This is a genomic window from Endozoicomonas sp. SCSIO W0465 (assembly GCF_023716865.1).
In the GTDB taxonomy this organism is placed as follows: domain Bacteria; phylum Pseudomonadota; class Gammaproteobacteria; order Pseudomonadales; family Endozoicomonadaceae; genus Endozoicomonas.
Window position 1 is genome coordinate 3,238,199 of sequence record NZ_CP092417.1, and the last position, 24,454, is coordinate 3,262,652.

39 protein-coding genes are annotated in these 24,454 nt (G+C 53.4%); 32 read left to right on the forward strand and 7 right to left on the reverse strand.

Features of this window, described 5'->3' with window-relative positions; all coding sequences use genetic code 11:
* Window positions 1-18: 18 nt before the first annotated feature.
* Window positions 19-477, reverse strand: coding sequence for a deaminase (locus MJO57_RS14295; RefSeq protein WP_252026256.1), 459 nt, complete (start codon window positions 475-477; stop codon window positions 19-21).
* Window positions 478-828: 351 nt separating this feature from the next.
* On the opposite strand from MJO57_RS14295, the gene MJO57_RS14300 reads away from it, so the two are divergent.
* From MJO57_RS14300 to MJO57_RS14310, 3 genes are read left to right on the forward strand one after another with little or no spacing between them, the layout of a single operon-like run.
* Window positions 829-993: a hypothetical protein gene (locus tag MJO57_RS14300; protein ID WP_252026258.1), complete on the forward strand. Its 165-nt coding sequence runs from the start codon at window positions 829-831 to the stop codon at window positions 991-993.
* Entirely contained in the window at window positions 990-1,280 is a 291-nt protein-coding gene (locus MJO57_RS14305) for a hypothetical protein (RefSeq protein ID WP_252026260.1), read from the forward strand. Before MJO57_RS14300 ends, MJO57_RS14305 begins: the two co-directional genes overlap by 4 nt.
* Entirely contained in the window at window positions 1,277-1,597 is a 321-nt protein-coding gene (locus MJO57_RS14310) for a hypothetical protein (protein ID WP_252026262.1), read from the forward strand. Before MJO57_RS14305 ends, MJO57_RS14310 begins: the two co-directional genes overlap by 4 nt.
* Here the strand turns inward: MJO57_RS14310 and MJO57_RS14315 are convergent, their stop codons facing one another.
* The gene (locus MJO57_RS14315) at window positions 1,598-3,112 is read right to left on the reverse strand and encodes an IS66 family transposase (protein ID WP_252017330.1); all 1,515 of its coding nucleotides are present in this window, start codon (window positions 3,110-3,112) and stop codon (window positions 1,598-1,600) included.
* Between the two features lie 171 nt (window positions 3,113-3,283).
* Between MJO57_RS14315 and MJO57_RS14320 the strand changes: the two genes are divergently transcribed.
* From MJO57_RS14320 to MJO57_RS14335, 4 genes are all read left to right on the forward strand, one after another.
* Complete coding sequence (locus MJO57_RS14320) at window positions 3,284-4,561, forward strand: IS4 family transposase (RefSeq protein ID WP_256491761.1); 1,278 nt, start codon at window positions 3,284-3,286, stop codon at window positions 4,559-4,561.
* Window positions 4,562-4,628: 67 nt separating this feature from the next.
* Window positions 4,629-5,165, forward strand: a complete 537-nt coding sequence (locus MJO57_RS14325) for a hypothetical protein (RefSeq protein WP_252026264.1) — start codon at window positions 4,629-4,631, stop codon at window positions 5,163-5,165.
* Entirely contained in the window at window positions 5,152-5,337 is a 186-nt protein-coding gene (locus MJO57_RS14330) for a hypothetical protein (protein ID WP_252026266.1), read from the forward strand. The genes MJO57_RS14325 and MJO57_RS14330 overlap by 14 nt, the downstream gene beginning before the upstream one ends.
* 142 nt (window positions 5,338-5,479) lie before the next feature.
* Window positions 5,480-6,337 carry a hypothetical protein gene (locus MJO57_RS14335; RefSeq protein WP_252026268.1) on the forward strand — a complete coding sequence of 286 codons (858 nt, stop codon included), beginning with the start codon at window positions 5,480-5,482 and terminating at the stop codon, window positions 6,335-6,337.
* Window position 6,338: 1 nt separating this feature from the next.
* Here the strand turns inward: MJO57_RS14335 and MJO57_RS14340 are convergent, their stop codons facing one another.
* Together MJO57_RS14340 and MJO57_RS14345 are read right to left on the reverse strand one after the other, a co-directional pair.
* Window positions 6,339-6,710: a type II toxin-antitoxin system HicB family antitoxin gene (locus tag MJO57_RS14340; protein WP_252026270.1), complete on the reverse strand. Its 372-nt coding sequence runs from the start codon at window positions 6,708-6,710 to the stop codon at window positions 6,339-6,341.
* Window positions 6,707-6,937: a type II toxin-antitoxin system HicA family toxin gene (locus MJO57_RS14345; RefSeq protein ID WP_252026272.1), complete on the reverse strand. Its 231-nt coding sequence runs from the start codon at window positions 6,935-6,937 to the stop codon at window positions 6,707-6,709. The genes MJO57_RS14340 and MJO57_RS14345 overlap by 4 nt, the downstream gene beginning before the upstream one ends.
* Before the next feature lie 277 nt (window positions 6,938-7,214).
* On the opposite strand from MJO57_RS14345, the gene MJO57_RS14350 reads away from it, so the two are divergent.
* The 4 genes from MJO57_RS14350 (at window position 7,215) to MJO57_RS14365 (ending at window position 9,621) form a co-directional block, all read left to right on the forward strand.
* Window positions 7,215-7,508, forward strand: a complete 294-nt coding sequence (locus MJO57_RS14350) for a hypothetical protein (protein ID WP_252026274.1) — start codon at window positions 7,215-7,217, stop codon at window positions 7,506-7,508.
* A 5-nt stretch (window positions 7,509-7,513) separates the two neighbouring features.
* The gene (locus MJO57_RS14355) at window positions 7,514-7,717 is read left to right on the forward strand and encodes a hypothetical protein (RefSeq protein WP_252026276.1); all 204 of its coding nucleotides are present in this window, start codon (window positions 7,514-7,516) and stop codon (window positions 7,715-7,717) included.
* Window positions 7,718-7,720: 3 nt separating this feature from the next.
* A complete protein-coding gene (locus MJO57_RS14360) occupies window positions 7,721-7,975 on the forward strand; it encodes a hypothetical protein (RefSeq protein ID WP_252026278.1) in 255 nt (84 codons plus the stop codon).
* A gap of 482 nt (window positions 7,976-8,457) precedes the next feature.
* Window positions 8,458-9,621, forward strand: a complete 1,164-nt coding sequence (locus MJO57_RS14365) for an MT-A70 family methyltransferase (RefSeq protein ID WP_252026280.1) — start codon at window positions 8,458-8,460, stop codon at window positions 9,619-9,621.
* A 79-nt stretch (window positions 9,622-9,700) separates the two neighbouring features.
* Here the strand turns inward: MJO57_RS14365 and MJO57_RS14370 are convergent, their stop codons facing one another.
* Window positions 9,701-9,949, reverse strand: a complete 249-nt coding sequence (locus MJO57_RS14370) for a hypothetical protein (RefSeq protein ID WP_252026282.1) — start codon at window positions 9,947-9,949, stop codon at window positions 9,701-9,703.
* Here MJO57_RS14370 and MJO57_RS14375 point away from each other — a divergent pair.
* The 15 genes from MJO57_RS14375 to MJO57_RS14445 all read left to right on the forward strand — a co-directional run bounded on the left by MJO57_RS14375 (window position 9,948) and on the right by MJO57_RS14445 (window position 21,392).
* A complete protein-coding gene (locus MJO57_RS14375; RefSeq protein WP_252017330.1) occupies window positions 9,948-11,462 on the forward strand; it encodes an IS66 family transposase in 1,515 nt (504 codons plus the stop codon). The two genes, MJO57_RS14370 and MJO57_RS14375, sit on opposite strands and share 2 nt — an antisense overlap.
* Window positions 11,347-11,952 carry a hypothetical protein gene (locus MJO57_RS14380; protein WP_252026284.1) on the forward strand — a complete coding sequence of 202 codons (606 nt, stop codon included), beginning with the start codon at window positions 11,347-11,349 and terminating at the stop codon, window positions 11,950-11,952. The genes MJO57_RS14375 and MJO57_RS14380 overlap by 116 nt, the downstream gene beginning before the upstream one ends.
* On the forward strand, window positions 11,918-12,124 hold the full coding sequence (locus MJO57_RS14385; protein ID WP_252026286.1) for a hypothetical protein: 207 nt from the start codon (window positions 11,918-11,920) through the stop codon (window positions 12,122-12,124). The genes MJO57_RS14380 and MJO57_RS14385 overlap by 35 nt, the downstream gene beginning before the upstream one ends.
* On the forward strand, window positions 12,124-12,555 hold the full coding sequence (locus tag MJO57_RS14390) for an HNH endonuclease (protein WP_252026288.1): 432 nt from the start codon (window positions 12,124-12,126) through the stop codon (window positions 12,553-12,555). Before MJO57_RS14385 ends, MJO57_RS14390 begins: the two co-directional genes overlap by 1 nt.
* A 165-nt stretch (window positions 12,556-12,720) precedes the next feature.
* Complete coding sequence (locus MJO57_RS14395) at window positions 12,721-14,013, forward strand: site-specific DNA-methyltransferase (RefSeq protein ID WP_256493347.1); 1,293 nt, start codon at window positions 12,721-12,723, stop codon at window positions 14,011-14,013.
* Between the two features lies 1 nt (window position 14,014).
* Window positions 14,015-14,494 carry a phage terminase small subunit P27 family gene (locus MJO57_RS14400; protein WP_252026292.1) on the forward strand — a complete coding sequence of 160 codons (480 nt, stop codon included), beginning with the start codon at window positions 14,015-14,017 and terminating at the stop codon, window positions 14,492-14,494.
* Entirely contained in the window at window positions 14,494-16,182 is a 1,689-nt protein-coding gene (locus tag MJO57_RS14405; protein WP_252026294.1) for a terminase large subunit, read from the forward strand. Before MJO57_RS14400 ends, MJO57_RS14405 begins: the two co-directional genes overlap by 1 nt.
* Window positions 16,179-17,531, forward strand: a complete 1,353-nt coding sequence (locus MJO57_RS14410) for a phage portal protein (protein ID WP_252026296.1) — start codon at window positions 16,179-16,181, stop codon at window positions 17,529-17,531. Before MJO57_RS14405 ends, MJO57_RS14410 begins: the two co-directional genes overlap by 4 nt.
* A complete protein-coding gene (locus tag MJO57_RS14415) occupies window positions 17,416-18,162 on the forward strand; it encodes a head maturation protease, ClpP-related (RefSeq protein ID WP_252026298.1) in 747 nt (248 codons plus the stop codon). Before MJO57_RS14410 ends, MJO57_RS14415 begins: the two co-directional genes overlap by 116 nt.
* Before the next feature lie 84 nt (window positions 18,163-18,246).
* Window positions 18,247-19,488, forward strand: coding sequence for a phage major capsid protein (locus tag MJO57_RS14420; RefSeq protein WP_252026300.1), 1,242 nt, complete (start codon window positions 18,247-18,249; stop codon window positions 19,486-19,488).
* Complete coding sequence (locus MJO57_RS14425) at window positions 19,485-19,721, forward strand: hypothetical protein (protein ID WP_252026302.1); 237 nt, start codon at window positions 19,485-19,487, stop codon at window positions 19,719-19,721. Before MJO57_RS14420 ends, MJO57_RS14425 begins: the two co-directional genes overlap by 4 nt.
* A 98-nt stretch (window positions 19,722-19,819) precedes the next feature.
* Window positions 19,820-20,242: a phage head closure protein gene (locus MJO57_RS14430; protein WP_252026304.1), complete on the forward strand. Its 423-nt coding sequence runs from the start codon at window positions 19,820-19,822 to the stop codon at window positions 20,240-20,242.
* A complete protein-coding gene (locus MJO57_RS14435) occupies window positions 20,239-20,439 on the forward strand; it encodes a hypothetical protein (RefSeq protein ID WP_252026306.1) in 201 nt (66 codons plus the stop codon). Before MJO57_RS14430 ends, MJO57_RS14435 begins: the two co-directional genes overlap by 4 nt.
* A complete protein-coding gene (locus MJO57_RS14440; RefSeq protein ID WP_252026308.1) occupies window positions 20,436-20,798 on the forward strand; it encodes a hypothetical protein in 363 nt (120 codons plus the stop codon). The genes MJO57_RS14435 and MJO57_RS14440 overlap by 4 nt, the downstream gene beginning before the upstream one ends.
* Before the next feature lie 93 nt (window positions 20,799-20,891).
* Window positions 20,892-21,392 (forward strand): KilA-N domain-containing protein, encoded by a 501-nt coding sequence (locus tag MJO57_RS14445; protein WP_252026310.1) that lies wholly within the window; start codon window positions 20,892-20,894, stop codon window positions 21,390-21,392.
* A gap of 42 nt (window positions 21,393-21,434) precedes the next feature.
* Here MJO57_RS14445 and MJO57_RS14450 read toward each other — a convergent pair whose 3' ends face one another.
* Both MJO57_RS14450 and MJO57_RS14455 read right to left on the reverse strand, forming a co-directional pair.
* A complete protein-coding gene (locus tag MJO57_RS14450; protein ID WP_252026312.1) occupies window positions 21,435-21,677 on the reverse strand; it encodes a DNA-binding transcriptional regulator in 243 nt (80 codons plus the stop codon).
* 163 nt (window positions 21,678-21,840) lie between these two features.
* On the reverse strand, window positions 21,841-22,047 hold the full coding sequence (locus MJO57_RS14455) for a hypothetical protein (protein ID WP_252026314.1): 207 nt from the start codon (window positions 22,045-22,047) through the stop codon (window positions 21,841-21,843).
* Window positions 22,048-22,110: 63 nt separating this feature from the next.
* Here MJO57_RS14455 and MJO57_RS14460 point away from each other — a divergent pair, with 63 nt between their 5' ends.
* From MJO57_RS14460 to MJO57_RS14485, 6 genes are read left to right on the forward strand one after another with little or no spacing between them, the layout of a single operon-like run.
* Complete coding sequence (locus MJO57_RS14460) at window positions 22,111-22,629, forward strand: HK97-gp10 family putative phage morphogenesis protein (RefSeq protein WP_252026316.1); 519 nt, start codon at window positions 22,111-22,113, stop codon at window positions 22,627-22,629.
* Window positions 22,619-22,996, forward strand: a complete 378-nt coding sequence (locus MJO57_RS14465; protein ID WP_252026317.1) for a hypothetical protein — start codon at window positions 22,619-22,621, stop codon at window positions 22,994-22,996. The genes MJO57_RS14460 and MJO57_RS14465 overlap by 11 nt, the downstream gene beginning before the upstream one ends.
* Window positions 22,993-23,202, forward strand: coding sequence for a hypothetical protein (locus tag MJO57_RS14470; protein ID WP_252026319.1), 210 nt, complete (start codon window positions 22,993-22,995; stop codon window positions 23,200-23,202). The genes MJO57_RS14465 and MJO57_RS14470 overlap by 4 nt, the downstream gene beginning before the upstream one ends.
* Before the next feature lie 2 nt (window positions 23,203-23,204).
* Window positions 23,205-23,633: a hypothetical protein gene (locus MJO57_RS14475; RefSeq protein WP_252026321.1), complete on the forward strand. Its 429-nt coding sequence runs from the start codon at window positions 23,205-23,207 to the stop codon at window positions 23,631-23,633.
* Window positions 23,634-23,664: 31 nt separating this feature from the next.
* On the forward strand, window positions 23,665-24,123 hold the full coding sequence (locus MJO57_RS14480) for a phage tail tube protein (RefSeq protein WP_252026323.1): 459 nt from the start codon (window positions 23,665-23,667) through the stop codon (window positions 24,121-24,123).
* Complete coding sequence (locus MJO57_RS14485) at window positions 24,120-24,452, forward strand: hypothetical protein (RefSeq protein WP_252026324.1); 333 nt, start codon at window positions 24,120-24,122, stop codon at window positions 24,450-24,452. Before MJO57_RS14480 ends, MJO57_RS14485 begins: the two co-directional genes overlap by 4 nt.
* Window positions 24,453-24,454 lie beyond the last annotated feature (2 nt).

A 24,454-nucleotide genomic window follows, 5' to 3' on the forward strand; every position in this document is an offset into this window, starting at 1 on the left:
TTCCGTGATAAGGTAAGCCTACGATTTGTTAATGGTGACCTGCTCGATAGCGACTCCGTTTTCCCGACAGAACCGGGATAGTTCTTCCTGAGGGTTGCGGTCATACTGGATATCGTAAACGATGCGCTGGATTCCCGCCGCTAACAGGTTCTTGGTGCACTGATCACAGGGGCTGTGGGTCACATAAGCGGTAGCTCCTTCAATGGGGGTGCCCAGCCTTGCTGCCCAGATAACCGCGTTGAGTTCAGCATGAATCTCATGACGAAGCGACCAGGCGTGGTGTTCTTCGTAGTCGGCTTCATTACAATTGATGTAGCCCGATGGTGTGCCATTAACTCCCGTGGAGAGGACTCGTCCATCCTTGACCAGCAGGCAGCCCACCTGCAGGCGCACACACTTTGATAGTTTGGCCAGAGAGTGGGCCATCTCCATGTAGATGGTATCGGTAGACTGTAATAGATTGTTTTTAAAAGTCATGCGTGTGTTTTTCCTGATTTCTTACCGTTAGTTTACCGCTATTTGTTTTGGATTGTTAAATAAATTTATGGACAGTCATGGAATAATAAAATATATTTTTGTTGCGTCAATGCGACGTCGGGATTGCAACCCCGGTACACAAATCAATTGGTGCAGAAGACGCACGTTAAAGCGTCTTTTTTTGTATCAACACACCCAGATTTCATACCGTTTTATGACGGGCCGGGTGGGACTCCTTCGGGAGGCCGGTGTACCAGTTGAGCCGGTTGTTGCAATCCCACCCGGCTTGTCACCAATCAGAGATTGCAACCTCCGGTGACAGGACAAATACCTGATCAACTGGAGGCAGTCATGCCTAAGACCTATACGCTGGCCATCCTGGCCGACACCTGCACCACCTGCGTCAACAACTCCATCCTGCGTTACACCACCATTACGGCCAACAGCCACAACGAAGCCTGCACACTGGCTGCCCAGATCGGCGCACTGATCTGCGGCTGGAGGGTGGCGGCATGAAACCGTTCGAATACAAGAAGCACGCAACCATTCAAATCCTGATGCTGGCCATGGATATTAACCAGCAGTCAGATATCGCGGTCAATGTTTATTACAACGGCACTATTTTTGATGAGCTGATTGTGTATGTCAGAGGCAAAGATCAGGTTAGTGCAACGATGTTTTCCACTGAGTTTGCACCTGAATGCTTGGTGTTGGGTTCAGATTCAACGGCTGAACAAATTATTGATGTCCTTCAGCAGATCAAGCTGAGTTGTGAAGCCGGACGCATGGAGGTGGCCGCATGAGCACACCCGAACCACAAAAAGAGCGCGGCGTCTGGGTTACCCAGGCGCACATGCGCCTGACCGGGTCGCCGGACTGTGCCCTGTTTCTGGCCCAGTGTGTCTACTGGTCACACTGCAAGACGGTTGAACAACGTTCCGGCTGGTTTTACAAGACCCGCAATCAATGGCAGGCCGAGACCTGTTTATCGCGCTACAAGCAGGAGAAGGCCCGCAAGCGGCTGAAAGCGCTGGGGGTACTGCAGGAACGTCATGAACGGCTGAACGACGGTATCCGGCTGTGGTACCGGATCAATCTTGGATTATTAAACCGTTTGTAACTATTCAGCACTGAGCAAAGGCATATTACAGTAATTCCGAACAGCTCTATGAAGTGATTGATATATGTCCATTCCCTGTTTTCTGGCAGACGACAAATAGCTGCGAATCCGTGCAAACATAGAACCACCGTCTGCACTCCTGAAGCAGCCTGAGATTTTCTGCTTTAACTTGGCCATTCGAACATCCCGCTCACTGCCATTGTTATCGAAGGGAATGGTAAAATCTGACATGAAGCGCAGTGTCTCAGCCTTGAACTCAGTGAGTCGTTTGAAGAGATTGTAAGCTTTAGTATTCTTGACTTTCTTGCGCTTAAGCTCCTCTCGTTGCTTCTCCATATAGACGACTTCTTTCATTAGAGCCCGCTGAAGCAACCGGTCATAAATCTTCTCGATTCGTTCACAGACAACACTTGGCATCTGTAGCATACCTATGGTCTTAAAGCCCTTGCAGTAATGCCAGGAAAGCCTCAGTAGCTTCATCAATCGCAACGCCAGTTGATTGCTGTCCCTATCAACAACACCCAAAAGCTCCCTCAGGTGATGGGCATTGCAAAGTACGTGAGTTGCCGCATATGCAAAATAGGATTTCCAATGATCATGAACCAGAACGCCTGCAAATGTTAGCAGTATGCCCATCGTGTCCATGGCCTCACGACCTCGCTTTTCAGACAAGTAGTAGAGCGTCCATTGTTCATCCCGCATAACGTGTAGCCAGTGCAAAGAGCCCTCGGCCCGCATACCCGTTTCATCGGCTCCGGCAACAGACGATTCCCGCAAGGCGTCACGAATAACCTCTTCAGTAGAAGCCAGATTTTCATAGGTTCTGGCCACAAAATTGGCGACAGTGCCTGCACTTACACTCATTTTATAGAGAGTATTAAAATACTCTGACACGCGCTTAAAAGGCAGGAAATGGTATTGGTTAAGATAGACGGCCATAGCCTGTGTGGCTGAGCCATATTGTGCGGCAGCGGTAACACCTTCCGGGAATTCAGCCTGATTCCGACAACCACAAGTGCAGATTTTTACTTCAGCTCTATGGGCCGTTACTTCAAATTCACCCGGTCTCCCTGGTTCAAACACCTGTCGTTCAATATATTTGACCGGCTCACTATCAAGAAGAGACGCCTGACATTTATTGCATTCTTTAACCGGAAGGTACTCAATATAGTCAGGGATATCGACCTGTTTAAGACAAGTGCCCTGATGCCCTTTCTTTCCACCGGCTTTATTACCAGAAGACTGTCTCAGACTTTTAGGATTGGGTTTTTCATCCGATGGATCGGTACCTTTATCTGCGGAAAGGTCGTCAGAATGATCTGGAGAATTACTGTTTTTACAAGGTTTTTGATAACCATCAGACGATGGCGGCTTGCTGCTGTTTTGACTGTTCTTGCCAACCTTTTCTTCCAATTCTCGACATCGCTCTTCCAGACAGGCAACTCTCATCCGCAGCTCTGCATTCTCTTTCAAGAGAATCTCAGCCGACATAGTTGCGGGTAGTTCTGGAATCATGCTGGCGAATATTGTGGAAAAATGGTGCTTCTTAGGGTAGACATTAAGCTCAAAAAAGGTTCGTTTCCGGCGGCAGAACCCACCTTGAACAGCCACAATAAAGCTTCGAAACCATTATCAATGGCTGAACAAGATGAGTACTGCAAATAGTAGATTAGTTGAAAAAAACTGTTGACCTGTTTCGACCGGTCAGAACTCCTAAGTATGGCGGAACAGCTTGGTTTTACTATACGACAGCGAGATATCCGTCCTTTGGATTTTATCCTCTCACTGATCGATGCCCTCGCTGGTGATGGAAACTGCGATACCCAGGCGGATCTACACCGTAAATTTAACGAGTTGACGGGGCTGAATGTCTCTTATCGTTCTTGGGCAAATCAAGCTAAAAAGGACGCGCTGCCTACTCTTATCCTGTGGCTATGGGTGCAGTGTCTGGAAATATTTTCCCGCAAAGTCATGGCGTTTGATGAAGACAGTCCATTTTCAGAGTTTGAGCACATTCTGATTCAGGACGGTTCGTCACAAGCTGTCTATGATGCCCTGAAAGAAGCATTTCCCGGCAGGTTCTCAACGGTCAGTCCTGCTGCCGTCGAGCTTCATACGACAATGGATCTTCTCACCAACAACCTGGTGCGGGTGCAGCTGACTGAAGATACCCGTTCAGAAAGAGACTGTCTGCCACCACTGCCAACATCCATGGCCTATATCCTGATGCTAATGGATGCCGGTTATTTTGAGCTGGAACTCTTTGCCGCTATTGATGACAGGGAGGGTTCTTTTATCTGCAAGGCACCTCAGAGTATCAACCCGACGATACTCAGCGCGGTACGGGAGGATGGCAAGAATCTCAATCGCTACAAAGGACAAAAACTGAAGGATGTACTGTCTGGCTTCCCCAAAGACCAGTGCCTCGACCTGGATGTAGAATGGCCGGGATTCAAAGCCTGGCCATTCCGCTTGGTTGTCCGCTGGAATGACAAAAAACAGAAGTGGGTTTTCGTTGTGACCAACCTGAACCGGGTGGAGTTCACCTTGAGTGATGTGCTCCAGGCCTATCGTCTACGGTGGCAGATAGAGCTGATTTTCAAAGAGATCAAATCCTATTCAGGGTGGCATCGTTTTAACACCAAATCAGCGACACTGGTGTTTAGCCTGATTCTGATGTCCTTTGTGGTTGTGACGTTGAAAAGGTACCTTGCCCATGCTGCACAGGCGAACCTCTGTGAAAGTGGGAGCATTGAGGAAATCTCGACGCACAAGGTGATGAAAAGTGGGACTCACCTGTTTGGTAATGTGATTTCATCGTTGATGAATGCAGGAAAGTCATTGGTCTCATGCATTAAAAAGCTACTGGACTTCTGGGGAAATAATGCGAAACGAGAACACCCTGCACGGGATGGTTGTTCAGGGCGTACAAGATTAGGCTTCTGTGCAGTGGGTGGAGCTTAATGTCTACCTTAAGAATGGTGCTTAAGAGGATGGTATAAAAATCAGAAAATTCCAGATTTATGTGGGGGTGCTGAACAGTTACAACCGTTTATTAAACAGAATGAATCTCTCTTTGGATTCAGAAAATAACATGAACGTACGGTCAGAAAAAACAGGTATAGAGGGTAACGAAGTATTAATTAGCAGTAATAATAATGACGTTAAGTCAACGGAGAGTAGTAATACAGAGGTATTAGAGAACAGTACGACGAAAAACCCTTATAGCGGTAAAATTGGCACTATAATACAAGTTAATAACACTGATAAAACAGACAAACCACAGGGATATTCACTGAACCCGGGAGACTATGTGTTCTGTCATGTACTCATTTACCAGTTTGTGAAATACGGTGTACCCACACTGAAGCCGGAACGGAAGCTGCAGTTCCAGGCTTATGGTCTGGATAACCACGATGTATTCGATGCCTTTTGCCTGTTTGTTGAAGCCCACCAGGACGCCCTGCGGCGATGGTATCAATCCGAAGCCTCCATTGAGGTGCCCAACCTGACCGCCGACGATGTGCTTTTTGCGCAAATCAGTGGAGGCATTTATGAATCAGCTTGATTTACTGACCACTGGTCAACCGCTAATAAACGACAATGACTTAACAAAAAAGCCGGTATTAACATTAACTACTTCCAACGAGATTATTTATCGATTTTATGGTCAAAGTTTTCTGAACGGCTGGTTAAAAGTGAAAGAAAAACGTCATTTTAAGCAGGTTATAAAACATTGACGCTTAATAACCGGATTATCAAAAAACGCTGAATTTTTTTAAAAGTGCGAATTAATTCTCAGAAACAGGGTTTCCTTGCGGCACTAAGGCCAGAGCCTGAGAATTAATTGCGAATTAAATGCGAATTAATTGCGAATTAATTATGAAAATTCCCGTTTCTTATCCTGTTGTCCAGCTTTCTGGCTTTTTGATCACCGCCAGTTTGTCGGCAATCCTGTCCATTTTGCTGCTGACCTCGGTCGCTGACAGCTGGTTTTCATGGTCAATCCTGGCCACCATGGCGCTGGTGTTTGAGCTGGGTAAATGGTGCTCATTATACGACCAGCGACGTTGGATAGCCGGTCTGTTGATCACCGTTTCGGTGCTGGGATCGGCCGGTGGTTTGCACCGGGCGCTGACCATCAACCTGGACAGTGCAGACCATATCAACCAACAGCGGAGACTGGTATCTGACGAGATTGACCAGAACAACCAGGCCATCCAGACCTATCTGGCCATGGACCGTATCAAAAACCACGCACAACCACTGCAGCAGCGCAACGCTGAATTGCGGGAGCAGCTGGCCAGTTTGCCACAGCCGGAGGTCTCTGAACTGGCGGCGGTGCTGTCACTGCTGGCCAACGTCATGCAGGTACCCGTTGACGTGATCACCGGCGTGGTGATCCTGCTGCTGGCCGGGTTGCTGGATACGTTGGGTGTGCTGTTCATGCAACGGCCCGTTGACCCGGACTCCGGGGTTGCCACCGATCCGGAGCCAGCACCTAAAGCAAAAAACCTGGAAACTTTGTCCCACAGTTACCCGGCCTTTAAAAAAATGCAGCTGGCCCGGCGTGACCAGGGTGAAGAGGTACTCAGTCAGCGGGCCTGCATTCGCGATGGTTACCGGGACAAACAGGTGCGCGGGTATTTTCAGAAGCTGGTGAAAGAGGGGTTCATTACCAAAAGTGGTGGCCAGTATGACTGGCCCGACCATAAGGCGCAGGTCAGACAGCTGTTCTGACCTACCGGTGATGGTGGAGGGTATCTTCAGTGTCAATACGACTCAGTTTTTCCCGGACGGCGTCACAGATAAAGGCGTTGACCGATTTGCCACGGCGATTATTGACCAGTAATCCAATCTTTCGGTGAAGCTCTGCACCCAGGCGAACATTCAGTACTCCCTTGAATGGCTTGTCGGGTTCTTTGCCCAGTGCAGCGCAATCCGCCAGGTAATCGTCCACTGAGCGCCGAAATTCCTGCTCCAGGGTTATCATTGTGTCCGCCTCATAGGTCACCAGGTCACCGATAAACGCCAGCTTGCCATACAGCGTGCCGTCTTCAATCTGCGGTTCAACGGTGCCCTGATACCCTTTGTAGTTAAAATACTGGGTCATGAAAAATAATCCTGCTGGTTCAATGCTTCAATCAGGTCTTTCAAAGCGCCTCCTTTGAGATGGTTTTCCGGGTGAGGCCGGTGAAAGCGAAGCATATGTTTATTCGATTTATGATAAAAGCGTACCCGCGAACCTGACATCTCTTCCTTCTGGTAACCCAGTGCCGTGAGAAGCCTGACCACATCTTTCCAGGGAAAGGTTTTCGGGTTGTCCTTCAGTTTTTCCAATAGCTTCTGGTACTGCAACAATAGCGACCTCTTGTTGTAACTGATTTTAGTTTCATTAATTACGATTTTGCAAATCGTAATCGGCGATTGCCTGTCTTTTGATCAGTGGCAAATCTCAGAATCCTCAATACACTTTCTGGTTCGGAGGTGTGGTGATGAACAGACAAAACATGATTGGCACATTACTGGATAGCATGCGGTCCGCTGTCGACCCGTCCAGCCGTATTCGGCGAAGGATGACTGGCTGATGCTTTCCGAAAAATCTTAGGAGTGAACCATGAGTATTGATATCAGCGGCGGCATGATTGTGGGTGAATCCGGCTATCGGTTCAATCCACCCGATGACTATGACGGAACCCTCGAGCTGTGGGCGGACGAGGTGGGACTGGACAGCATGAGTGAACGTTTTGACGCGGATTGCACCCAAACGGTTTACGGGTTTACAGTACCCGATGTTGCCGTGAGTGACATCGAACACGAATGGCTGGCTGACGTCCAAGAGAAAGCGCAGCAGTTCAAGGCGCTCACTGGTGTCGATGCCAGGCTGATTGGTACACAGGACGTTTATTAACGGACATGAAACTGAAGCAATTAAAAGCACTGATTGACCAGTGCGTTGACTATGCAGGCGACTGCGATCCAATCGTTGAAATCTGGATCGGCGATCAAACAGCCTACCAGGTTGGTCGCATCAGCCAGTTTGGAGTGGTACCCAATGTCATTATCAGTGTCGGTGAGAAGCTTTATGACGCCAGGCAATTTGATGACCTGAAGGAATGAGCCATGACTGGCTGGAACTACCGGGTCATCAAAACTTCCGACAACGAATCTAGCGTGATTTATCAAATCATTGAAGTCTATTTTGACGACGACGGTGCCATTGAGTACTGGTCAGCAAAGCCCGACGCCGTTGCCGGTGAAGACCTTGAAGGACTGAAAGACGACCTGTTGCATCAGCTGGAAGCACTGGACAAACCGGTGCTGGCCGAGCATGACGACGGTGGCCGTGTGGTGCTGGTTGAAACTGGCAGTGAATAAACGCGAAGCCCATATTGTCGCCAGACGCCTGACCCATCGGCTTGACCCAAAGAATGCACCGGCGGTGGTTATCAAGATGAGGACATTGCCTCCCTGTCTAAAACCGCATTTGATCACTGTTGTTTGTCCGATAATTGGCGCTGCTAACCAAGTTTTTTTGAAAAATATCCACTTAAACCTATATTAAAGTCTACGCTGGTTTTTTAGCGCCCGTTATTTATTCAACGGGGCTATTTTCTCGCCAGTCCATCAAAACCACTGTCTGATGGGTTTTGATCCGAATCGCAGTCGGCTGTTGCGTTCGCCATTATTGATCCTTCAATCGGCCGAGATGCTTCCTTTTTTCCCGAATTGACACCTGTTTGCTCGCATGGGCAGACCCTGGTTCGGGTTCTGTTTATGCAGCCTGTCCTGGTTGTTGGCCTGTTACCGTTGAGCCAACGTCACCAGCGATGGGCTGCGCTTAATCAACGGTAATTGCCATGACTGAACTGGCCTTTCACGCCATTGCGGATATTTTTCCGCTGATGGACGGGCAGCCGCTGGCTGACCTGACTGATGACATCAAACAACACGGTTTGCGCGAACCGATCTGGTTGTATGATGGGCAGATACTGGATGGGCGCAACCGGTACCGGGCATGTCTGGCGGCCGGGGTGGAGCCGGTGTTTGCGGATTACCAGGATGATGACCCGGTCGGGTTTGTGGTGTCGCTGAATTTGCATCGGCGGCATTTGAATAAAGGACAAAAAGCCATTTCCGCTGGTAAAGCTGCGGATGCAAAGAAAGAAGACAATTTGAAACGGGGTTCCGAAGGACAAATTCGTCCTTCGGGAAAAACCACAATATCAGAGGCTGCAAAACAGTTTGATGTAGGTTCTACAACAGTTAAGTCTGCAAAACAGGTATTAAAAACCGGTACAGAAAGACTGGCGCAAAGAGTAGTAGAAGATAAAGTCAGCGTCAGCACCGCCGCCGACATCGCCACCCTGCCACCCAACGAACAGGACATCATCGTCAGCCTGGGTGAAAAAGCCATACTGATGGCGGCCAAAGAGATCCGTCAGAAAAAAGCCATAGAACGACAAGAGGCCAATAACCGTATCCGCCAGCAAGCGCTGACCACACCACCGCCGGATGGCCAGTACCGCTGCATCGTCATCGATCCGCCCTGGCCAATGCAGAAGATTGAACGTGACCTGCACCCGGAACAGACTCCGGAGCTGGATTACCCGGTGATGACGCTGGAGGATATTTCTGACATTGATCTGCCGGCTGCTGACCAGTGCCACCTTTATTTGTGGACCACACAGCGCTTTATCTGGTGCGCCAAAGACCTCCTGACGCACTGGGGATTCAAACACCTGGCGATTCAGGTCTGGCATAAAAACGGCGGGTTTCAGCCCGCAGGCTTGCCGCAATACAACTGTGAATTTGTATTGATCGGCAGAAAGGGTGGGCTGGAATTCATGACCACCAAAAACTTCCCGTTGTGTTTTGACGCACCACGAAGAGAGCATTCACGAAAGCCGGATGCATTCTATGACCTGGTCAGGCGGGTCAGTCCGGGGCCGCGCATTGATATGTTCAGCCGTGAAAAGCGTGAAGGGTTTGAACAGCACGGAGTAGAAATTGATGTTTTCTGACGAGTTCGAATGGTCCAAAGGCTTTCTGCCTGCACAAAAACTGATCGTTATGGATTGGTTGGGTGATGCCCGGTATGGTTCATTTTTTGAAGACACCAAACAGGCAACCGATCTGGTCATTATTCGTAATCGCGACATAACCGTTGCCCTGCGCATTCGAAGATATCAATACATCAAGTATCGCCATCAGCAAACCATGAGGTACGACTTTCCGGGCAGGCCGCATATAGAAACGGAGTAACTGTTCAGCACCCCCACATAAATCTGGAATTTTCTGATTTTTATACCATCCTCTTAAGCACCATTTTTCCACAATATTCGCCAGCATGATTCCAGAACTACCCGCAACTATGTCGGCTGAGATTCTCTTGAAAGAGAATGCAGAGCTGCGGATGAGAGTTGCCTGTCTGGAAGAGCGATGTCGAGAATTGGAAGAAAAGGTTGGCAAGAACAGTCAAAACAGCAGCAAGCCGCCATCGTCTGATGGTTATCAAAAACCTTGTAAAAACAGTAATTCTCCAGATCATTCTGACGACCTTTCCGCAGATAAAGGTACCGATCCATCGGATGAAAAACCCAATCCTAAAAGTCTGAGACAGTCTTCTGGTAATAAAGCCGGTGGAAAGAAAGGGCATCAGGGCACTTGTCTTAAACAGGTCGATATCCCTGACTATATTGAGTACCTTCCGGTTAAAGAATGCAATAAATGTCAGGCGTCTCTTCTTGATAGTGAGCCGGTCAAATATATTGAACGACAGGTGTTTGAACCAGGGAGACCGGGTGAATTTGAAGTAACGGCCCATAGAGCTGAAGTAAAAATCTGCACTTGTGGTTGTCGGAATCAGGCTGAATTCCCGGAAGGTGTTACCGCTGCCGCACAATATGGCTCAGCCACACAGGCTATGGCCGTCTATCTTAACCAATACCATTTCCTGCCTTTTAAGCGCGTGTCAGAGTATTTTAATACTCTCTATAAAATGAGTGTAAGTGCAGGCACTGTCGCCAATTTTGTGGCCAGAACCTATGAAAATCTGGCTTCTACTGAAGAGGTTATTCGTGACGCCTTGCGGGAATCGTCTGTTGCCGGAGCCGATGAAACGGGTATGCGGGCCGAGGGCTCTTTGCACTGGCTACACGTTATGCGGGATGAACAATGGACGCTCTACTACTTGTCTGAAAAGCGAGGTCGTGAGGCCATGGACACGATGGGCATACTGCTAACATTTGCAGGCGTTCTGGTTCATGATCATTGGAAATCCTATTTTGCATATGCGGCAACTCACGTACTTTGCAATGCCCATCACCTGAGGGAGCTTTTGGGTGTTGTTGATAGGGACAGCAATCAACTGGCGTTGCGATTGATGAAGCTACTGAGGCTTTCCTGGCATTACTGCAAGGGCTTTAAGACCATAGGTATGCTACAGATGCCAAGTGTTGTCTGTGAACGAATCGAGAAGATTTATGACCGGTTGCTTCAGCGGGCTCTAATGAAAGAAGTCGTCTATATGGAGAAGCAACGAGAGGAGCTTAAGCGCAAGAAAGTCAAGAATACTAAAGCTTACAATCTCTTCAAACGACTCACTGAGTTCAAGGCTGAGACACTGCGCTTCATGTCAGATTTTACCATTCCCTTCGATAACAATGGCAGTGAGCGGGATGTTCGAATGGCCAAGTTAAAGCAGAAAATCTCAGGCTGCTTCAGGAGTGCAGACGGTGGTTCTATGTTTGCACGGATTCGCAGCTATTTGTCGTCTGCCAGAAAACAGGGAATGGACATATATCAATCACTTCATAGAGCTGTTCGGAATTACTGTAATATGCCTTTGCTCAGTGCTGAATAGTTACGAAACGGAACATCAGAAATACTTAAACGGGTTTTGCGATTATCTTTTGATTTGTTTTGCCACACCCAGCAATGACCCAAAGCAGGGGATTCTCAGTGCGGTTTGTTGGGATTTGAATGTTTTCCGTGAGGCCATAAAACTTGGTGACGGCCTGTCAGTCAAACTGCTGACCAAACGACGGCTTAAAGCTGCAAACAAAACCGCACGAGAACAAGAGATACATGAAAATCGGGATTTGAACGACAGCAGGCTGATTGTCTATGACCGTGCTGATTTTGCCATTGCTGAAAAAATAATCAAGAAGCCCATTATCCATTCGGCATACAACCTGCACCAGCTGATCAAGCCACCGATAACTGCCATTGCTCAAGATGACCTGAATGCACCGCCTCAGATTGCTTTGCCTTTTGACCGTGATAATGATACCAGCCTGCAGCCACCTGCAACGCCCCATGACCGGTGCCACCCTGCGGGCCGCACTGGATGAATGCCAGGATAACGACCTGGCCTCACTGGTTTATATCCGCACCGACAACAGCGTCATGGGCGTGCGCTGCATACCCAAAAAAGACCAGGTTGCCCGCACCATTCGCATCCGGCCTTACACGCCCATGAAGATCATCCGGACCTTTGCCGAGACCGAAGAGGTCATCGAGTAATGCCTGACCGAATCGCCCGACCCTGCCGTGTCAGAAGCTGCCGCCACCGAACCACGCTGGACCATGGCTATTGTGAGCAGCACAGTGACCGGCAACGGGTTCGCCCATCCGACACATCCGGCGGCTGGCGCAACGGACGACAGGGCAGCAGTAGCCAGCGCGGCTATGGCCATCAGTGGACAAGGCTGCGGTCACAGGTCCTGCGCCGCGATGGCTGGCTATGCCGGGTTTGCCATCAGGCAGGTCAATTCACCAGGGCAACCTGTGTTGACCATATCAGGCCAAAGTCACGGGGCGGTGACGATGCCCTGAGCAACCTGCAAAGCCTCTGCGACACCTGCCACCGCCTGAAGACGCAGGCTGAATCCAACGACCGGCCCTGTTGTGGCCAGCTGGCTGCAGCCCTTGCCGCGCAAGGCATCCAGCCTTGACTAGACAGGGCGCTACGTCTTAGTGCTGCAAGGGGCAGGGGGCGGGTCAAAACTCTGGCCCTTTCAATAAAGACTGCGCGCGTCCAGCTCTTTTTTTGTGCGTGCAACTTCTATTAAGTACTGTATATAAACACAGTTAAAATTAAAGATTTCGTTATAAGCCACCTGAAAGCCTGCCCACGCAATGCCAAAAAGCACGACGTGGTGCAGGTACAACAGATTGCCCGCAGCATTGAAGTGTTTGGTTTCAACAACCCGGTGCTGATCGACAGTGACGGTGAAATCATCGCTGGCCATGGTCGCTTTGCAGCGGCGCAATTGTTGCAGCTGGATAAGATCCCCTGCATTGTTCTGGACCACCTGAATGAGCAACAGAAACGCGCTTTCCGGATTGCAGATAACCGGCTGTCCGAACAAGGGGGGGGGTGGGACGAAGACTTGCTGATGCTGGAGCTGACCGAACTGAAGGCCGTTGACTTTGATACCGAGATCACCGGCTTCGACGATCAGCACTGGCAGAAAATGTTGCCGGAGAAAATGACCCGCAGCACCGACCAGGACGATAAGATCCCTGATTTGCCGGACGATAACGATACCTTGTCACGCACCGGGGACGTCTGGTTACTGGACAACCACCGGTTGTTGTGTGGTGACAGTACCATCCAGCAGGATATGCGGAAGCTGGTTGGTGATTATCCGGTCGACTGTATCTGGACCGATCCACCCTATAACGTGAATTACCAGGGTGGTACTGAAAAGCAACTGACGATCAAAAACGACCGGATGGAGTCGACGGTCTTTTGCCAGTTTTTGTCGCGGATATTTGAAAACGCCTTTGCTGTAGCCAGAACCGGCTGCCCGATTTACGTGGCCTATGCCGACAGTGAAAACGTCGCCTTTCGTGAAGCCCTGACCGACACTGGCTGGAAACTATCGCAAACCCTGATCTGGATGAAACAGCATTTCAAATTGTCCCGGCAAGATTATCACTGGCAGCACGAACCCATTATCTATGGCTGGAAAGAGGGCAGAGAACACAGCTGGTACGGTGGCCGGACACAGACCACCATCATGGACGCCAACCTGGTACTGGACGACATGAGCCACGAAGCCCTGCTTAAGCTGGCCAAGTCCTGGCAGTACGTGATGGCATCAACCGTCATCAAGGCAAAGAAACCCAATACCAGCAAAGAGCACCCGACCATGAAACCCGTGGCGCTGATCATGCGCATGCTGCAGAACTCCTGCCAGCCCGGTGATCGCGTCCTTGATCCCTGTGGTGGCTCTGGCAGCACCCTCATCGCCTGCGAAAAATTAAAACGTCAGGCACTGCTGATGGAGATTGACCCGAAATACTGCGACGTCATTATTCGTCGCTGGCAAACCTTCACCGGTAAGGACGCGGTGCATGAAACCACAGGACAGACCTTCACCATGAAAGAACAACAGGTGGCCTGATATGGCAGCCCCACACCCACTACCGACCAATCTGAAAGTACTGCGCGGCACCGCGCAACCCTGCCGTTTGAACGACAAGGAACCAAAACCACCAACGGCTGATATCTCCATGCCCGACGGCCTGACCAAAGCAGAACAACAGCACTGGCAACAGGTCGCTGGTCATTTACAGGAAGCCGGTGTGCTGACGGTTATGGACGTGCAGGCACTGAAACTGTACTGCCGGATCTATGCCAAGTGGCAGGAAAGCAATGAGAAGCTGGACGAATACGGCCCGGTGATCAAAACCAGAACCGGCCATCCGGCGTTGTCGCCGTACTTCAAGATTTCACAGAAGTACCTGGACCAGCTGTTGTCGATCCTGCGTGAATTTGGCATGACGCCCAGCAGCCGAACCCGCATCCACACTAACATTGATAAACCTGATGACGACTACGAAGCCTGGCAAAAGAAACGGCGGATGGCCCGTGAAGGTGTTTAGTGGCCCGACACTGGGAAGACGCCTGGCATTACGCCAACCAGATTATTGACGGAGAGATAGCCGCCTGCAAATGGGTGCGCCTGGCTTGCCAGCGATTCATTGACGACCTGCACCACGGTCACCAACGTGGTTTGGCATTCAGTCCGGAAAAAGCCCAGGACATTCTGGACTATTACAACCTGACGCCCCACATCAAGGGCGAATGGGCCGGTCAGTCCATCACGCCCAGCGACTGGCAAACCTTCTCGCTGGTCAACCTGTTCGGCTGGTACAAAGAAGACGGCACCCGCCGGTTTCGCTCTGCCTATATCGAAGTGGGTCGAAAGAACGGCAAAAGCACCTTTGTTGCACCTGTTGGCCTGTACATGCTCAAAGAGGACGGCGAAGCGGGCAGCGAGGTCTACAGCGCCGCCACCAGTCGCGACCAGGCACGCATTGTGTTCGACGCTGCCCGCGACATGACCCGCCAGTCCTCCCTGCGCTACCACTTGCAGGCTTACAACCACAGCGTCTGCCACGAAGCCAGCGCCAGCAGTTTCAAGCCGCTGGCCAGCGACAGCGACACGCTGGAAGGCAAGAACACCCACTGCGCCATCATCGATGAGCTCCATGCGCACAAGAACCGTCGTGTGTACGACGTGCTGGAGCTGTCCCTGGCTGCCCGGCAACAGCCACTGCTGCTGGTCATCACCACCGCCGGCAGTGACCGCACCGGCATCTGCTACGAGGTGCGCAACTACCTGACCAAGGTGCTTGAGGGCGTCATCGACGACGACAGCTGCTTCGGCATGATCTACACCCTGGACGACCCGGAGCAGTGGAAAGACCCTGACCAGTGGATCAAGGCCAACCCGAACCTGGGCATCTCGGTCAAGCTGGAGGACATGCAGCGCCTGTGCCAAAAGGCGCAACAGAACCCGGCCGCTGCCAGTGAGTTCAAGCGCAAGCGGCTGGACATCTGGGGTGCCGGTGAAGACGTGTTTTTCAACATGGAGTTGTGGTCACGATGTCCAGCGCTGGCCAGCGAAGAGCAGCTGCAGACCCTGCCCTGCTACTTCGGCGTTGACCTGGCCAGCAAGCTGGACATCACCGCCCTGGTCGCCCTGTTCTGCGATCAGGAGCGGCGCTATCACCTGAAAGTGCATTTCTGGTTGCCAGAGGTGCAGACAGACGACCAGCGCAGCGGCAAGTCGCACCACGTCCAGCAGCTGTATAAAGCCTGGGCAGAACAGGGGTTGCTGACCCTGACGCCGGGCCAGATCGTCGATTACGACGCCATTCGCCAGACCATCAACGACTGGGCGGACCGTTACCACCCGCTGGAAATCGCCTACGACCCGTGGGGTGCCACTCAGCTGGCCACCCAGCTGGCGGAAGAGGACGAACGGGTCATGACCGAAGTGGGCCAGACCGTCAAGCAACTCAGTGACCCGATGAAAGAGATCCAGGCGCTGATCATTGACGGCCGGCTGCACCACGAGCAGCACCCGGTGATGAACTGGATGATGTCCAACGTCACCGCCCGCGTCGACCGCAACGAGAACGTGTTCCCGAACAAGGACACGCCGGACAACAAGATCGACGGCCCGGTGGCCCTGATCACCGCCATGTCCCGCGCCATGGTGAAAGAAGCACCGGACGACGGTTACCACGACACACCAATACCTGATTTTGTAATGACCGGATGAAATGGTTCAACAGCAAACGACAACTGCAGCAGGAACTGGCCCGGGTTAAACAGGAGCTGGCCACCATCAGGGCCGAAGCGGACGCCGCTGAAAGCCGGGGCCGCACCTTTGAAGAACTGATGGACGTGCTGGGCATCAAGTCCCACTCCGGTTCGGTGGTGACCCACCAGAGCGCCCTGCAGGTGGCCGCCGTGTTTGCCTGTGTGTCGCTGATCTCCGGTGCCATTGCCTCGATCCCGCTGAAGGTTTACCAGCGCAAGGCCAATGGCATCCGGGAAGAGAGCGACCACCATCCGCTGCTGCTGAAGCTCTGCCTGGAGCCGTCGCCCATGGTCACCGCGCTGGTGTTCTGGGAGACCCTGGTCACCGACATGCTGCTGGACGGCAACGCCTACGCGGTGATTGACCGCGACCTGAACGGCCGGGTCCGGCGGCTGATTTACGTCAACCCGGCCAGCGTCAATGTCCGGCTGGTCGAGGGTGAACTCAGTTACATCGTCGCCATCAGCCCGGACCGGGAGCAGCTGCCCAGGGCCACCCGGGACGACATTGCCTTTGTCGGTTTCTACCCCAGCGACATCCTGCACTTTCCCGGCGTCGGCTGGAACGGCAAGACCGGCATGTCGGTGATCAAGTCGGCGGCGCTGAACAGTGTCGGCAATGCCCTCAGTGCTGACCAGTTCACCGGCCTCTATTTCAAGCAGGGGATATCCAGTCCCGGTTACATCAAGTTCCCGCAGAAGCTGACCCGCGAGCAGTTCGAAATGATGCGCGAGTACTGGAAGTCCCACGTGGTTGGCGCTGAACAGGCGCACCTGCCGCCGATCATTACCGAGGGCGGTGAATTTGCGCCGCTGAACATCAAGGCCGACGACGTGCAGCTGCTGGAGACCCGCAAGTTCCAGGTCCTGGACATTGCCCGCATCTTCGGCGTGCCACCGCACATGATCGGTGCGCAGGAGACCACGACCAGCTGGGGCACCGGCATCGAGCAGCAGTCCATCGGCTTTGTCCGCTACACCCTGCGCCCGCACCTGACCCGCATTGAGCAGGAACTGAACCGCAAGCTGTTCAGAAGTCACCTGCACTTCAGTGAGTTTGACGTCAACGCGTTGCTGCGCGGTGACATCAAGGCCCGCAATGAAGCGCACCAGATTGCCCTGGGTGGCAACCAGAACCCCGGCTGGAAGACCGTCAACGAGATCCGCCGGGAAGAGAACCTGCGGCCCGTGGATGACGGCGACGCGCTTTATCAACCTGTCACCGGTGAGCAACATGAACCCGCGCAAACTGATGAACCTGATTCAGAAGAACCCGAAGAACTCCGGCATCCGGGTACAGACCAATGACCGGCAGGCGACTGTTTACGTCTATGACGTCATTGACGACTGGTGGGGCATCGATGCCGAAAGCTTTGTTCGTGAGGTCAATGGTCTGGATGTGGACACCCTCAATGTCCGCATCAACTCACCCGGTGGCGACGTGTTCACCGCCCGCGCCATGCAGACGGCACTGGCCCAGCATCCGGCACACGTCATCGCCCATGTGGACGGGTTGGCTGCCAGTGCTGCCACCTTTCTGGCCATGGGGTCCAACGAGGTGCGCATCAGTGACGGCGCGTTTTTCATGATCCACCAGGGCTGGACCTTCATGATGGGCAACGCCGATGAGCTGCGTGAACACGCGAAACTGCTGGACGCCATTGACGACAGCATCGCCAAAACCTACGCCAGCCGCACCGGCCTGAGCTACGAACAGGTGGTGGACATGATGGCCGCCGAGACCTGGATGAACGGACAGCAGGCGGTGGGCCACGGTTTTGCCGACCGCATTGCCAACGGCATCACCGACACCGAACCGCAGATCGAAGACCGGGTGTTCGACCTGAGTGCCTACCGGCATCCGCCAGACAGTTATCAACCAACCCATCCTGCCGCCCTGCGCGCGCACCTTGAACGACGGCTGGCGTTGATTGCCTGACCATGCACAGGACGTTTTTGCTCTGCCTTGCCCTGCTGGCCACCGAGCTGGACGACGCCCCTTTATTCACCACCGGAAATCACCATGGATATTCAAACCCTGAGAGAACAACGCAGCCAGGCCGCCAGTACTGCCAGACAATTACTGGACAGCGTCGAACCGGAACACTGGAACGACGACCACAACCAGCAGTACGACGCCATTGTCGCCGAGATCGGGCGTATCGATGACCAGCTGGAACGGCTGGAAGAACAACTGAAAATCGAAGCCGCCGACCACGCCATTACCCGACAACGGGGCGAACGGGACGGAGTATCTGACGATGAGGCCGACAACCGTATCCACATGGAGAAAAGCATATTTAACAGCTTTATCCGTGGCGGCGTGGAATCTCTTGACGTTGATCAGCGCCAGTATGTAGAACAGCGCCGGCTGCGCGCTGACCTGTCCACCGGTACCGACACCGCCGGTGGCTACCTGGTGCCCACCGACTTCGCCACCCGGCTGATTGAGGAGATGAAGCTGTTCGGCAACATGCGACTGGTGGCCACCATCCAGCAGACCGACTCCGGCGTCCCCATCGAATGGCCGGTGGCCGACAACCTGGACCAGGAAGGTGAGATCGTCGCCGAGAACACCGCCGTCACCGACGAAGACCCCACCTTCGGGATCAAGACCATTGGTGCCTGGAAGTACAGCTCCAAGGGCGTCGCCGTGCCGTTTGAGCTGTTGCAGGACTCACGCATTGATATCGAAGCGTACGTGGTTCGCCTGCTGGCCCAGCGCATCAGCCGCATCACCAACCGGCACTTTACCCTGGGCACCGGCACTGGTCAGCCCGATGGCATTGTGCCCTCCGCCAGCAAGGGAGCCACCGCCGCCACCGCTGCCACGGTGGGTTTTGACGACCTGATCAAGCTGGAGCACAGCGTTGACCCGATCTATCGCATGAACGCCCGGTTCATGTTTGCCGACCAGGCGCTGAAAACCATCAAGATGCTGAAAGACAACGAGGGCCGTCCCTTGTGGATACCGGGCATCGCCGTCAGCGAACCGGACACGATCCTGGGTTATCCCTACGTCATTAACCAGTACATGGCGGCACCGGCGGGGAATGCCAAGTCCATCCTGTTTGGCCAGCTGTCCAATTACCTGATCCGTGACGTCATGGCCGTGACCCTGTTCCGCATGACCGACAGCGTCTACACCCGCAAGGGGCAGGTGGGTTTCCTGGCCTTCAGCCGCCACGACGGCGCGCTGCTGGATGCCAGCGGACAGTCGGTGAAATTCCTGCAACAGGCTGCCCAGCCGCAGACCAAGTCATGAGTCACTGGTTATCTATTGACGACATGCTGCTCTGGTGCCGGGAGGTGGATAATGACCACACCCGGTCGGTGTTGACCGGTATCGGTGAGGCGGTGGAACTGGGCATCGAACGGCACCTGAACCGCCCGGTGCTGGCCAGCCAGGCGGCACTGGACGCCATGGAGCCACCGGTGGATCACGCCCTGGTGGTTGACCCGGTGATCAAACAGGCCGCCCTGCTGATGGTCAGCTAGCTGAACGAAAACCGTGAAGCGGCCCTTGAGGTGAACCTGGAGGAAATGCCCTACGGGTACACCTACCTGCTGAACGATTACCGTATCCGGAGCAACCCGTGAAGCGTCCTGCCGCTCCCGGCCAGTTGAAACACCGGGTGATCATTGAGCAGCCCATCGCCTGCGACCCTGCGGACCCGCTGACCGACGAGCCACAATGCTGGCAGACCGTCACCGAGTGCTGGGCCGCCATCCGGCCGGTATCGGCCAAAGAGATTTTCGCTGCCGGCGGTTTTGTTGGCCAGAACGACGTGGTGGTGACCGTGCGCTACGATCCGAAGCTGGACGACATGACCCACACCTGGCGAATCTGGTGGCAGAACCGAAAGCTGGGCGTGGCGGGTGTGCTGAACATCGATGCCCGAGATAAGTGGCTGAAGATCCTCACCAGTTGCAGCGAAGACAGCATTCGTCTGAACAATCCCGATTTTGATGAGCCATTGCAGGAAGTGGTTAACGTGATCATGCCGGAGCTGACATGAGCAAGTACCAGTTGATTGTGCCGGACAACCAGAAAGCCATTGAAGAGAAATGGATTCATGAGCGCATTGACCAGCTGTCAGAAAAGCAGTGGGCGCTGACCGGTGACGACTTTCGGCGTTGCCGCATCAGCATTGACTACAACCGCCGGTTGCTGGATGACCGAAACGCTACCGTCACTTTCAAGGCACCCTCATGACCCGCAACGAAAGGACCCAAAGACTGCGCGACCAGATCCGGCAGCTGCACGACAGCGGTGCTACCGTGCTGGACATGCGAAACGCGCTGGGCCTGTCCAGGGACGTCATTTATTACCACCGCCAGAAAATGGGCCTGGCGCAGCAACCGCAGAAGGTCGAACTGACCGGTGAGCAGCGCCAGCAGGTCAAGGCGCTGGTCAGACAGAACTGGTCCTACAAGAACGTGGCTGCCCGGTTTGGCATCAATGCCAACATGGTGAAAACCATTGTCCACGACAGTGACAGCATTCATAACCGCGATCTTGGTGACGTGCTGATCGACCCGGTCAATGCGTTGCTGGCCAGAAGGTGGGCATAGCCCGCCACCGTTACACCTTCTTATCGCTATCTGACGAACCTGGGTTGCCAGGGATGGTTTTTTTTATCCCGTTTCGGGATAGGAGTACATTGCATGAAAGACTTAACCCTGTGTGGAAAAACAGTACGTGTCGACGAGAATGGTATGGTCTCTCTTACTGATATGTGGAAGGCAAGCGGAGAAGCGAATAAGACAAGGCCGAAATACTTTCTTGAAAATGAACAGACGAAAGCATTTGTTGAAGCGCTCAAGTGCAAAGGCGGAATTCCGCCTTTGACCATTATCAAGGGCGGCAAGACTGCCGGTACATGGGCCGACAAACTGGTGGCCTATAAATACGCGGGCTGGATTGATCCCAATTTTGAAGTGGGCACCTATACCGTGCTGGACAAGTATTTCTCTGGTGAGCTAACCAGCAAGGACAGCTGGCAGGCACTGCACGATTTTGTCATCGACGAGAAGTGCTCCAGAAAAATGGGTGCTTTTCATGGCAAGGGACTGGCCAGACGGCGAAGTGAGAAAACCGAGCTGCAGCAGCGGCATGAAAAATTGCTGGAAGAGTATCAGCATATTTTGAAGCTGGATGATTATTGAAGACCTGCGGGTCTGACGACCTGCGTCGTTCATTTTATAAACTCACGACTTCCAGATTTCACCAAACCCTGCCGCCTCTGCCAGCAATGCCCAGCTGGAGTATGAAATCTTCTGTTCCTCACCCACCCATTTGCGGACGGTTCGTGGGTTCACACCGACCAGCGCAGCTGCCTTGCCGCCGGTCAGGTCGGCCATCTGAAGCAGTGCCCGAACTTCGCTGCCGGTCGGCTGTGGCCATTGCGCAGAAAAAGGCGCAAGCACCTGCTGTCGGATTGTGGCTGTCATAGCAGCCACCATAGGGTAATGGCACAAAAGGCTCCGAATCCACCCCAGAGCAGCAAGGTACGGTTCGCTTCGCAGCGGGCAGCCCGATGGATGCGATCCAGGTCGGATTGAATGTCTTTTTCAACGTTGGTCATGCCGTCACGCTCGCTTTGGAAAGGGGGGCTTACGCCCCGCCTCCTTTAAGTTTTGCCAGTAAGGTCAGCCCTGAAAAGAAAAGACCCCATGCTATCGCCTTGATTTTGAAATCCTTGTAAACCAGATCCTTTTTAAGGTTTTCGATTTCAAGCTCCAGCTTGACAATTTCGAGTTGTTCGCGTTTTTCGCTCATCGATGCTTCTCGGTGTTCGGCCTTGGCGGTGTGCCCGGCCATTGGTGAATATAATAGGCCGAATCGGCCTAATTTACAACCCTTTTATTCAGATAACCTGCTGCCATGATTGACGTCTCCATCCAGATCAACGGCCTGTCGGACATCGAACAAGCCCTGCGCGACATCAGCAACGACGACAGCATCGCCGGTGCCAAGGTGATCCGCAGTGCCCTGATGACCGCCAGCCTGCCCATGTACCGACACCTGCAGGCCACCGCGCCGGTTGCCAAAGACCCAAAACCACGCCAGCGCAAAAGCCGCAAGGGTGGCACCGTTGAGATTCGCCCCGGCTTCCTGCGCAGCCGCATCCGCCGGCGCAGTTACATCAACAAGACCGGCTACGGCAACCGCAATCTTGGCAGCACACCGGACGAAGCCAACGGCCTGGTCAAGGTGCGCATCGGTGCTTATACGCCCTATGCCCACTATGTTGAGCTGGGTACCGAACACTCACCGGCGCAGCCCTTTATGCGCCACGCCATCGATGGCCACTGGCGTGGCATTACCCAAAATTTCGGCACGCTGCTGGAGAAGCGGCTGCTGTCCTATCGACGCCGACAGGCACGACGCCATGCTGCTTGAAGAAGGTCTGTTCAACTACCTGAAAACCGCTTTACCCACCGCTTCCCTATACGGCCTGCTGCGGGGTCCGCAGTTGCCTGCCGTGGTCTATACGCTGATCAGCGATCCTGTCTCTATTTCTGTCTCTGCCGTGGACCAGATCCACGCGTCCCGTTACCAGATCGACGTTTACACCCGCAAATACCTGCAATCGAAACAACTGGCGCACCAGGTAGTTAAAGCACTGCACAACCACACCGGTAACCTGGGTGGTTACCCGGTCCAGCGCGTGCTGCTGGACAACATTATGGATGGCTTTGAAGAGCACGCCAGACTGCACCGTCAGATCATGACGTTTGTTATTTACCACAATGGAGACACCTCATGACCGAAGGCGAATACCGGGTTGGCATCACATTCAATCCCGCCGGTGATAGCGATGTGGACGAGATAAAACAGATCGCGGCTGCCCTGATTGACAAGATTGCCGCTTGTGGCAACAACGACCGTTGCACGGCACTGGCCCAGACCGCCTTTGAGGACGGTGCCATGTGGGCGGTGAAGTCCATCACCAAGCCGGACCAGGATGGCTGATTATGTACCTGCCACGTCATTTCCAGGCCTATGAACTGGTGCCGCCGGAGATCTTTGCCAGCCGCAAGGACAAGAGCTTTGAGCTGATCGACGAACGGGTGCTGATTACCCTGGATACCTTGCGTGACACCTTCGGCCCCTGCACCGTCAATGACTGGCACTGGGATGGCCGGTTTGAGCAATCGGGCCTGCGCACAGCGGATGCCCCTGAGTTCAGCCCGACCAGCCAGCACACCTTTGGCCGGGCCATGGACTGCAAGTTCAAAGAACACCCGGCGGCGGATATCCGGGACCAGGTTATCCGGAACCGGCTGCTGTTCCCGTACATCACCTTTATGGAAGACGATGTGGACTGGTTTCATTTTGACGTCCGCAATGGTCAGCGAATCGTTCTGTGGTCACCCGTCACCCAGCAATCGCAACTGGTTTGATTCATCTCAAACTGAACATAGGAGCTTTATCATGGCTGCATCCACCGTTGCCAGAATCGGCGCAGGCAGCATCCTGTCGTTTGAAGACCCGGACACTGCCGACACCTTTTTACCTCTGGTTGAAGCCCTGAGTATTGGTGCCATCGGCGAGCAGGGCGAGTTTGTCGAAACCACGCCCATTGCCGCTACCACGCGCACCTATATCCCCGGTCTGAAAACACCGCCCGACAAGGAGATCACCGGCAACGACGTACCCGGTGACGCCAACCAGGAGAAGTTTCTGGCACTGGCCAAAGCCATGGCCACCATCAGCATGAAAGTCGAGCTGGCCAACGGCAGGATCGCCACCTTTACCCTGGTCATGTCCGGCTGGCAGATCAACGAACCCGCTGGCGATGGGGCACTGGTCTGGACCGCTTACGGCAAGCAGTCCGGTGACGTGACGTGGACCCTCGCCAGCGCCAAAACCGCCCTGAAGAAAGCCGCATGAATTACGATTCACTGGCCGCACTGCTGGAGCACCCACCGGTGCGCACGACCCTGGTGACGCTGCCCAATGACGTGACCTGCCAGATCCACGAACTGCCCATCAGTGCCATTGACCGGGTGCGCACGATCAGCGAGGACGACGATCAGGTGGACATGTCCGACGTCGTTTATGTGGCCACCTGGGCACTGGCCGGTCGCGAACCCACTGACAAGGAACTGGTCACTGTCAGTGACCGGTTCGGGACCAGCAGTGTCATGGCGATTTACACCGAAGCGCTGAGGTTCAGCCAGCTGGGTGCAGACGCCATCGAGCAGGAAAAAAAGCACTGAAG